This window comes from Streptomyces boncukensis, assembly GCF_011045075.1.
GTDB classification, from domain to species: domain Bacteria; phylum Actinomycetota; class Actinomycetes; order Streptomycetales; family Streptomycetaceae; genus Streptomyces; species Streptomyces boncukensis.
On the sequence record NZ_JAAKZZ010000752.1, the window covers coordinates 1 to 2,650 of the forward strand.

General features: G+C 76.9%; 2 protein-coding genes. Both read left to right on the plus strand.

The genetic code is table 11. From position 1 onward, the window contains the following. The first annotated feature begins 48 nt into the window (after nucleotides 1-48). Nucleotides 49-1,203: an ADP-ribosylglycohydrolase family protein gene (locus G5C65_RS35125; RefSeq protein ID WP_165303112.1), complete on the plus strand. Its 1,155-nt coding sequence runs from the start codon at nucleotides 49-51 to the stop codon at nucleotides 1,201-1,203. Then, nucleotides 1,200-2,642, plus strand: a complete 1,443-nt coding sequence (locus G5C65_RS35130) for an ADP-ribosylglycohydrolase family protein (protein WP_165303113.1) — start codon at nucleotides 1,200-1,202, stop codon at nucleotides 2,640-2,642. The genes G5C65_RS35125 and G5C65_RS35130 overlap by 4 nt, the downstream gene beginning before the upstream one ends. Nucleotides 2,643-2,650 lie beyond the last annotated feature (8 nt).

Genomic DNA, 2,650 nt, shown 5'->3' on the forward strand with positions numbered 1-2,650 from the left:
CCACGCCCCGCCACCGGATTCCCCCTCGCTGGAAGGACCTCCGCACCTATGAGCACCCCCCTCTCCCTGGAGGACCGCACCACCGGCTGCCTGGTCGGAGCGGCGGTCGGCGACGCCCTCGGCGGCCCCGTCGAGGGCTGGTCACCCGAGGCGATCGCGGAACGCCACGGCGGCCGGGTCCAGGGCATCGTCGAGCCGTTCCACGGGGACGACTGGCGCACGGCCCGCCCCATCGCCCCGTACCACAAGGGCGACGGACACGTCACCGACGACACCCTGATGACCCACGCCCTGATCCGCGTCTACGAGCGGGTGCGCGACCACCTCGACGCGTACGCCGTCGCCGACCACCTGGTGCCCGACCTGATCGGCACCCCCCGCTGGATCCCGGAGCTGGAGGTGGAGGCGCTGCCGCTGCACCGGCTCTTCCTCGCCGAGAAGTGGCTGGTGGCCCGGCTGCACTACGGGCATGTGGACCCGCGCGAGGCGGGCAGCGGCAACATCGTCAACTGCGGCGCCGCGATGTACATGGCGCCGGTCGGCGCGGTCAACGCGGGCCACCCGGACGGCGCGTACGCCGAGGCCCTGGACGTGGCCGGGGCGCACCAGTCCTCGTACGGGCGGGAGGCGGCGGGCGTCTTCGCGGCGGCGGTGGCGGCGGCCCACCGCCCCGGGGCCACGCCCGCGACGGTCGTGGACGAGGCGCTGCGGCTGGCGAAGGACGGCACGCACACGGCCATCGCGGCGGTGGCCGACACCGCGGCCCGCTTCTCGGACTTCGAACCCGCACTGGGCCCGCTGCGCGAGGCGGTCGCCCCGTACGACACCGTGGGCCCCGACTACCGGCAGCCGTCGCTGGGCGCGCGCCGCCCCTCGCGGCTGCACGCGATCGAGGAGCTGCCGGTCGCGCTCGGCATGCTGCTGATCGGCGGCGGCGACTTCCGGCACACGGTGCTCGGCTCCGTCAACTACGGCCGCGACTGCGACTCCATCGCGACGATGAGCGGCGCGCTGGTGGGCGCGCTGCGCGGCGCTTCGGCGGTGCCCGAGGAGTGGACGGCGGAGGTGTCCCGGGCCAGCCGGCTCGACCTCGCGGGTCCGGCCAGCGCGCTGACGGCGGTGGCCCGGGAGGTCTTCGCGAAGGATGTCGCGCGCCGCCGCGCCCACGAGTCCGCCTTCCACGAGCTGGACGGCGCCCGATGAGCCCGGCGGGTCCGGCGGGGCCGGCGGGGCCGGCGGGTACGGCGCGTCCGCTGCGCCTCACCTGGGTCCAGCCCGAGGACCTGGTCGGCCACGAGCTGCGGCAGGCCGCGCAGGACGGCCGGGAAGCGGACGGGGTCCGGGAGCGCTGGCTGGCGGCCGGGGGCGCCCTGCCGCCCACCCGCTCCGGCGCCTCCGAGGCGCCCGCCGACCCGTCCCTGCGCGCCCTCGCCGACCGGCTCCTCGACGAACTGGCCGCGCTGCCCGGCCCGCTGGCGGAGCGGGAGCCGACGGAGCTGGCCGCGATCCGCGCCGCCTGCCCCGCCTGGCCCGCGCCGGAGGGCGCTCCGGCGGACGGGCACCCCGCGGACGGGGTGCTCCGGGAGCGGCTGCACGCCGCCTGGCTGGGCCGCGCCGCCGGGTGCCTGCTCGGCAAGCCCGTCGAGAAGGTGTCGCTGGCCGGTATCCGGGCCCTGGCCCGCGCGACCGGCAACTGGCCCCTCGACGGCTGGTTCACGGCACGCGGCCTCGACCCGGACACCGCGGCGGCCCACCCCTGGAACCGCCGCTCGGCCCCCACCTCGCTCGCCGAGAACATCGACGGCATGCCCGAGGACGACGATCTGAACTACCCCCTCCTCGGCCTGCTCCTCCTCGAACGCCACGGCCACGCCTTCGACACCGCCGACATCGCCCGGCTGTGGCTGGAGGAGCTGCCCGCGGGACGGACGTTCACGGCCGAGCGGGTGGCGTACCGCAACCTGCTGTGCGGCGTCGAGCCGCCGCACACCGCCACCCACCGCAACCCGTTCCGCGAGTGGATCGGCGCGCAGATCCGTGCGGACGTCTTCGGCTGGACCCACCCGGGCGACCCGGGCGGCGCCGCGGCGGCGGCCTGGCGGGACGCGGTGCTCACGCACACGGCGAACGGCGTGTACGGCGAGATGTTCGCGGCGGCGGCGCTGGCGCACGCGGCGGGGCACGGCCCGGACACGGACGTCCACGCCTGTCTGGCGGCCGGCCTGTCCGTCGTCCCGCCCGCCTCCCGCTACGCGCACGCCGTCCGTACCGGCATCGAGGCGGCCCGCGCCGAGGCGGACTTCGACGCGGTGGCCGACCGGCTGCACGCCGCGTACGCCGACACGCACCACTGGGTGCACGTCCTCCCGAACGCGGCGCTGCTCGCGGCGGCACTCACCCACGCGGACGGGGACTTCACGGCGTCCATCTGCCGCACGGTCTCCGGCGGCTGGGACACCGACTCCAACGGCGCGACGGCGGGCTCCCTGGCGGGCCTGCTGGCGGGCGGCCCGCAGGCGCTTCCGGCGCGCTGGACCGCACCGCTGCGCAACCACCTGTCCACGACGGTGAACGGGCTGCACGGCATCGGCTTCGACACCCTGGCGACCCGCACGGCACACGCGAGGAACGGCACCGCATGACTGACGAG

Coding starts and splice junctions, on each gene's coding strand:
- G5C65_RS35125 (WP_165303112.1), top strand. CDS start 49: ATGAGCACCCCCCTCTCCCTGGAGGACCGCACCACCGGCTGCCTGGTC.
- G5C65_RS35130 (WP_165303113.1), top strand. CDS start 1,200: ATGAGCCCGGCGGGTCCGGCGGGGCCGGCGGGGCCGGCGGGTACGGCG.